Source organism: Mesorhizobium amorphae (assembly GCF_014843845.1).
Lineage (GTDB): Bacteria > Pseudomonadota > Alphaproteobacteria > Rhizobiales > Rhizobiaceae > Mesorhizobium > Mesorhizobium amorphae_A.
Genome location: NZ_JHQS01000062.1, coordinates 162,733 through 169,066, shown reverse-complemented (window position 1 = coordinate 169,066; position 6,334 = coordinate 162,733). Strand labels below are relative to the sequence as shown.

At 63.1% G+C, this 6,334-nt stretch carries 6 protein-coding genes and 2 pseudogenes; 6 read left to right on the top strand and 2 right to left on the bottom strand.

The annotated features are described in order from the left end of the window. The 4 genes and pseudogenes from DH08_RS36665 to DH08_RS29235 all read left to right on the top strand — a co-directional run. Positions 1–72 (top strand): annotated as a pseudogene (locus tag DH08_RS36665) (cobalamin-binding protein); the annotation flags it as partial. Positions 73–169: 97 nt separating this feature from the next. Next, positions 170–1,279, top strand: a complete 1,110-nt coding sequence (locus DH08_RS29245) for a mandelate racemase/muconate lactonizing enzyme family protein (protein ID WP_192182733.1) — start codon at positions 170–172, stop codon at positions 1,277–1,279. Between the two features lie 201 nt (positions 1,280–1,480). Continuing rightward, positions 1,481–1,936, top strand: a pseudogene (locus DH08_RS29240) (DUF3828 domain-containing protein); the annotation flags it as partial. Positions 1,937–1,960: 24 nt separating this feature from the next. After that, a complete protein-coding gene (locus tag DH08_RS29235) occupies positions 1,961–2,554 on the top strand; it encodes a YqhG/Tai3 family protein (protein WP_192182738.1) in 594 nt (197 codons plus the stop codon). Positions 2,555–2,574: 20 nt separating this feature from the next. On the opposite strand, the gene queF is transcribed toward DH08_RS29235, so the two are convergent. Further along, the gene (queF, locus tag DH08_RS29230) at positions 2,575–3,036 is read right to left on the bottom strand and encodes a preQ(1) synthase (RefSeq protein WP_192182732.1); all 462 of its coding nucleotides are present in this window, start codon (positions 3,034–3,036) and stop codon (positions 2,575–2,577) included. A gap of 60 nt (positions 3,037–3,096) precedes the next feature. Between queF and DH08_RS29225 the strand changes: the two genes are divergently transcribed. After that, positions 3,097–5,142 carry an oxidoreductase gene (locus DH08_RS29225; protein ID WP_192182731.1) on the top strand — a complete coding sequence of 682 codons (2,046 nt, stop codon included), beginning with the start codon at positions 3,097–3,099 and terminating at the stop codon, positions 5,140–5,142. Positions 5,143–5,282: 140 nt separating this feature from the next. Here the strand turns inward: DH08_RS29225 and DH08_RS29220 are convergent, their stop codons facing one another. Then, positions 5,283–5,690 carry a hypothetical protein gene (locus tag DH08_RS29220; RefSeq protein ID WP_192182730.1) on the bottom strand — a complete coding sequence of 136 codons (408 nt, stop codon included), beginning with the start codon at positions 5,688–5,690 and terminating at the stop codon, positions 5,283–5,285. 114 nt (positions 5,691–5,804) lie between these two features. Here DH08_RS29220 and DH08_RS29215 point away from each other — a divergent pair, with 114 nt between their 5' ends. Next, on the top strand, positions 5,805–6,323 hold the full coding sequence (locus tag DH08_RS29215; protein ID WP_192182729.1) for a MarR family winged helix-turn-helix transcriptional regulator: 519 nt from the start codon (positions 5,805–5,807) through the stop codon (positions 6,321–6,323). The last annotated feature ends 11 nt before the right edge of the window (positions 6,324–6,334 follow it).

Below are 6,334 nucleotides of genomic sequence, written 5' to 3'. Positions count from 1 at the left end.
TGCCGCGACGCGGCGGTGGCGGTCGAGACCGCCAAGGACTTCATGAAGCGCAAGCACAATGTGCGCGTTTGAGCACAGCAGTGCGATCCAGGTTTGTGACCGAGAGCGCCGTCATGCACTGGAATGGCAAGATGGCCAGAATCGCTTGGCTCGAAGGAAGCTAGGTCCGATGCGTATCGAGTCGATTAGAGTCTATCAGGTGCTTCTGCCTGTCAAAGGCGGTGCCTACCGGATGGCCAGCGACACCGTGCAGGATCTGGACAGCACACTCGTTGAAGTGACCACCGAGGACGGACTGTCAGGCTGGGGCGAGACCTGCCCGGTCGGCCCTGTTTATCAGCCCCAACATGCTTTGGGTGCGAGAGCGGCGATTGCCGAAATAGCGCCTGGACTCGTCGGCGAAGACACCACGTCCGTGCGCCGCCTCGCGGCAAGAATGGATGAGCGGTTGAACGGTCACAACTATGCCAAGGCAGCCTTGGATATCGCTCTCCTCGACCTCGCCGGCCAGCGGCTGGGCGTTCCGGTTTCAACACTTCTGGGCGGTGCGCTCACCGATCGTGTGCCCTCTTACTACTCGACTATTGTCGGTGCACCGGATGAGACTGCGCGCATTGCCGTCGACAAGGTCAAGGCCGGCTACCCACGGCTTCAGATCAAGATAGGCGGACGGGATCTCGAGCAAGACGTCGCCACCGTGCACAAGGTCTGGGAAGCGGTTGGCTTCAGGGCCCGGATAGCCGTCGACGCAAATCGTGGCCTCACCGCCGCGGCCGCGCTGCAGATCGACCGGCTTTGCCAGGCAATCCCGTTCGTGTTTGAACAGCCTTGCAACACCATGGAGGAAGTCGCGAGCCTCAAGGGACGCGTTACCCATCCGGTCTACCTGGATGAGAATACCGAGGATTTGAATGCCGTCCTGCGGGCAATTTCTTCAGGTATCGCGGACGGGTTCGGATTGAAGGTCACCCGCCTTGGCGGCCTTACCAAGATGGTCACGGTCCGCGATCTGTGTGCAATACGATCTCTTCCGCACAGCTGTGACGATACATGGGGCGGGGACGTCATCGCCGCGGCATGCGTGCACCTTGCCGCTACCGCCGAGCCGAGACTTCTTGAGGGCGCCTGGATCGCGCAGGAATACATCGAAGGGCATACCGATCCCGCAAACCCCATCGTCATCGAAAACGGGCATATCCGTGTCCCGCAGATGCCAGGGCTCGGTGTCAAGCCCGAGCGCTCCCAACTCAAAGCGCCTGTCGCGACTTTCGGAGGCTGAGGATCCTGTGATGTTCGCAGCGATTGTATCTGGCCAGTATCGTCGGCAATTAGCCGCGGAAGCGCTTTTGCGAACTTCCAGAACGTCTGGTGGGGCGCCTGAGGCTGGCGCTGCGGGGCTTCATGAGCCGCAAAAAAGCCGATATGCAGGATGCGTGGTGGTGATCTTGCCACCACGCCGCCGAACATCCGGAGATCCTGCATGAGACCGATAGTGCTGGCCGCTGCCATGTCGATTGCCTTGCCTGCCGCAGCACTCGCTGGGCCGGCTTCCAATGCCGTGAAGTTCTTCTACGCACCGGTGAAATTCGAGGCGGACGCCAAATATCGCGACCGCTTCACCGATCCGGTGACCAAGCTGTTCGAGCTCAACGACAAGGCGCAGAAGGAGAAGCCCGACGAGGTCTCCTGCATCGACTTCGATCCCGGTCTCGACGCGCAGGATTTTGACCAGAAGACGGTGACGAAGACGCTGAAGCTTGCCGAAACGGTCGATGGCGATACGGCCGAGGTAACGGCGACGTTCAGCCTTTTCCCGGAAGGCGATGATTCCAAACGCGAAATGGTGTGGTCGTTGAAGAAGGTGGACGGCAAATGGAAGGTCGCCGACATCACATCCAAAACCAACAACTGGACCCTGAGTGCCTTGGAATGCTTGCCGGCCCCTCGGCGGAGTGACGCTGTGCTCCGTCGTCTTGTCGTCGCGCTGTCGACCCTATCGATGCTGGCCGCGGGGCTGAACGGCGGCGCCTCGGCGCAAGGCCTGTTCGGCGCGCCGCCAAAGGCCTCGTCCGGCGACAACGCGCCGGCGGATGACACATCGCCGCCGCCGGAAGGAACGCCCGCGCCGGGAACCAAGTCGGCCGAACCGCCGCCGCCCGCGCCCGTTTTGCCGGGATCGCCGACGGCGGTGGTGAAACCCTTCTACGAGCATCTCGGGCTGGAGCTTGATCCGGCTCAGCGCAAGAACTTCATCGATCCGGCGAAAACCGTTCTCGACAAGAGCGATGCGCTGCGCGCCTCGGGGCAGGGCGAGTGCCTCGACCCCAACATGGCGCTCGACAATGCCGACTACGACAAGCTCGCCGTCGACAAGAGCCTGCGGACCATCGAGGCCGTCAATGGCGACGAGGCCAAGGTGGTCGTCGCCTTTGTCGTCGAAGGTCACCAGCACCGGCTCGAATGGAAGCTGAAGAAGGTCGGCGGCGCCTGGAAGATAACTGACCTTCTGTCGGTGACCGGCGAATGGGCGCTCAGCCAATATCAGTGCGAATGAGTATTGTTAGCGTGATCTCGTCATCCCCGCCCGCGATAGGGCGCGACACCGGTGTCAGGCAGCCAACTGCCCTCCGGCGGCGCGCCGGTTTGCCAGAACACGTCGATCGGAATGCCGCCGCGCGGATACCAATAGCCGCCAATGCGCAACCACAGGGGCTTGGTCGCGGCCACAATGCGGCGGCCGATCATGACGGTGCATTCTTCATGGAAGGCGCCGTGGTTGCGAAACGAAGTCATGAACAGCTTGAGCGATTTCGATTCGACCAGCAGCGTATCGGGTGCGTAGTCGATGACGATATGGGCGAAATCCGGCTGTCCGGTGACCGGACAGAGCGAGGTGAATTCCGGGCAGACGAAGCGCACGATGGCCGGCGGGCCGTCGCCGCGCGCAAACGGCACGGTTTCCAGGACCGCTGCCTCGGGGCTCTGTGGCGTCTCGACGTGCGCGCCGAGCTGGGTGAGGGTTTTGGTGTCGATCATGGGTGGGTCTCTTTTCATTTTTCGCCGCTCATTAGCACAAAATGAATCAGTAGGAAGACGATGACCAGCAACGATCCGCTTCTCCAGCCCTACCAGCTCAAGCACCTGACGCTGAAGAACCGGGTCATGTCGACCAGCCATGAGCCTGCCTATTCGGAGGACGGCATGCCGAAGGAGCGCTACCGGCTCTACCATGCCGAAAAGGCCAAGGGCGGCATGGCGCTGACCATGACCGCCGGTTCGGCGATCGTCTCGCGCGACAGCCCGGCTGCCTTCGGCAATCTGCATGTCTATGACGACCGCATCGTGCCCTGGCTCAAGGAACTGGCGGATGCCTGCCACGAGCATGATTGCAAGGTGATGATCCAGATCACCCATCTCGGCCGCCGCACAGGCTGGAACAAGGCCGACTGGCTGCCGGTGCTGTCGGCCTCGCCAGTGCGCGAGCCGGCGCATCGCGCCTTCCCGAAGACCATCGAGGACTGGGATATCGAGCGCATCGTCGCCGACTATGCGTCGGCCGCCCAGCGCTGCCAGGCCGCCGGCCTCGACGGCATCGAGTTCGAGGCCTACGGCCATCTGATCGACGGCTTCTGGTCGCCGGCCACCAACCAGCGCGATGATGAGTTCGGCGGTTCGCTCGACAACCGCTTGCGCTTCACTCGCATGGTGCTCGACGCGGTGCGCGTGGCGGTTGGCGAAAATTTCGTTGTCGGCATCCGCATGGTTGCCGACGAGGATTTCGAAAAAGGTCTGTCGAAGGACGAGGGCGTCGAGATCGCCAGGCGGCTGGCCGCATCCGGCATCGTCGATTTCTTGAACATCATCCGCGGCTCGATCGAGACCGATGCGGCGCTGACCAAGGTCATTCCGGTGACCGGCATGCGTTCTTCGCCGCATCTCGATTTCGCCGGCGAGGTGAGGGCGGCGACGAAGTTCCCGACCTTCCACGCGGCACGCATTTCCGACGTCGCCACGGCGCGCCACGCCATCGCCACCGGCAAGCTCGACATGGTCGGCATGACCCGCGCCCACATCGCCGATCCACATATCATCAAGAAGGTCATGGAGGGCCGCGAACACGAGATCCGCCCCTGCGTCGGCGCCACCTATTGCCTCGACCGCATCTATGAGGGCGGCGAGGCGCTGTGCATCCACAATGCGGCAACCGGCCGCGAGGCCGAGATCCCGCATATCATCCCCAGGACGGAGGGGCCTAAGCGCAAGGTGGTCGTGGTCGGCGCTGGCGCCGGTGGGCTGGAGGCGGCGCGCGTCGCCGCTGAGCGCGGCCATAAGGTGACAGTGCTCGAAGCCTCCAGCCAGGCCGGCGGGCAGGTGCGGCTGGCGACGCAGAACCCGCGCCGCAAGGAACTGATCGGCATTATCGACTGGCGATTGGCCGAACTCGACCGGCTCGGTGTCGAGATCCGCTACGACAATTGGGCCGAGAAGGACGACGTGCTGGCGCTGTCGCCCGATGTGGTGGTGGTCGCCACCGGCGGCCTGCCGCAGAACCCGCCGCTGACGGCGGGCGATAATCTCGTCACCTCGAGCTGGGACATCATGGCGGGCGCCGTCAAGCCGGCCGAGAACGTGCTGCTCTATGATGACAATGGCGGCCATCAGGGCATGGGCGCGGCCGAACTGATCGCGACTGCCGGTTCGAAGCTGGAGCTGGTTTCGCCGGAGCGCTTCTTCGCTCCCGAGATGGGCGGCATGAACCATGTGCCTTATATGCGTGCCTTCCAGGAAAAAGGCGTCACGATCACCATCAACACCAGGCTGCGGTCGGTGCGGCGCGAGGGCAACCAATTGGTCGCCGAACTGGCTTCGGATTTTGCCGATGGCTGGCGCGGCGAGCGGCGGGTCGACCAGGTGGTGGTCGAGCATGGCACGGCACCCCTCGACGACCTCTACCTCTCGCTGAAGCCGCTGTCGCGGAATGGCGGCGCGGTCGACTACGAGCGGCTGGTCAGTGGCGGCGACATCTTCCCCAGGCGCAATCCCGAAGGCGGTTTCGTGCTGTTTCGCATCGGCGATGCGGTGGCCTCGCGCAACATTCACGCCGCCATCTATGACGGCATTAGGTTCGGCTTGCGGATCTGACGAGCAGTACGGACGGTTGGTGACGCGCGCCGGACCTTCGCAGGGAGAGCCACCTGCCGCGTTGGCCCGGTGCGCGCCGCGCACGGTGCCGGCTTGGCGCCGGGCACTGTACGATATGTAGACAGTGCTTGCGCCGTTGCTCAAAACATCCTGGCGGTGGCCATGCAGAGCACGGTGATGACAAGCAGCCCCCCGGCAATGCGCTCGCCCCTTGTCATCTTCGCACGCAACTGGCTTTCCGTTGCCTGGTCGGCGCCGGCAAGCTGCCTGCTGGCGGAGCCCACCAACGCGCCCTGCACGCCGGCGGCAATCAGGGCGGTCACGATGCCCAGCGCCAGCACCTTTTCCATCGAGCCGAAAACGCCCTCGTGGAAGAAGTACCAAAGCAATATGCCGGTGAGAAAAGCCAGGCCGGCCGCGCCCATTTGCGGCCGGAAGAACCGCTCCGCCCGAATCTCCGGGTCACGGCCGACAGCGATGGTGGTGCCCGCCCAGAACACGCCGGCCATGACGTGAAGGCCGAGGACGGCAATGAAGATATATTGCATGACCGCATTTCCTCTTTTGCCCCGCCGTTTGACAAAAAAGTTAGATGTCGAATGGTTTGATGTCAATGCATGAGTCGAGTTTCGCCGATGCGTTTGATGCATTAGTGTCGAATCATGACGCCTTTTGACCGTCCGCCCGTCGGAATGAACCTCGCCCGTACCGCAAAGCTGGTGGCGCAGGCGTTTGACGCGGCGCTTGTCAAGGCCGGCGGCACGCTGCCGGTCTGGGTCACTCTGCTGTCGGTCAAGTCGCGCGAACTTGCCAACCAGCGCGAACTTGCCGGCATGATCGGCATCCAGGGTGCGACGCTGACCCACCATCTCAACGCCATGGAAACGCAAGGATTGCTGACGCGCCGGCGCGATCCGAAGAACCGCCGGGTTCACCAGGTGGCGCTGACCGCGGCCGGCGAAGTGCTGTTCGAGACATTGCGCACCGCAGCACTCGCCTTCGACAAGCAACTGAGAGTGGGATTGCCGGACGACAGGCTGGCGGAGTTTGCCGAGGTACTGGCGGCGCTCAGGGCAAATGTCGAAGCGCCGAGCTTCGGGCGACTGCTAACGGATTTTCCGGGTGACAAGAACGATATCCTGCCTCGTTCCCGAAAACCGGCTCGCAACGTCAAATTATGAACTGCTCAACC

Bases quoted from the DNA above. Each gene is read 5' to 3' on its own strand.
- DH08_RS29245 (WP_192182733.1), top strand. From the start codon at position 170: ATGCGTATCGAGTCGATTAGAGTCTATCAGGTGCTTCTGCCTGTCAAA.
- queF (WP_192182732.1), bottom strand. From the start codon at position 3,036: ATGATCGACACCAAAACCCTCACCCAGCTCGGCGCGCACGTCGAGACG.
- DH08_RS29225 (WP_192182731.1), top strand. From the start codon at position 3,097: ATGACCAGCAACGATCCGCTTCTCCAGCCCTACCAGCTCAAGCACCTG.
- DH08_RS29220 (WP_192182730.1), bottom strand. From the start codon at position 5,690: ATGCAATATATCTTCATTGCCGTCCTCGGCCTTCACGTCATGGCCGGC.
- DH08_RS29215 (WP_192182729.1), top strand. From the start codon at position 5,805: ATGACGCCTTTTGACCGTCCGCCCGTCGGAATGAACCTCGCCCGTACC.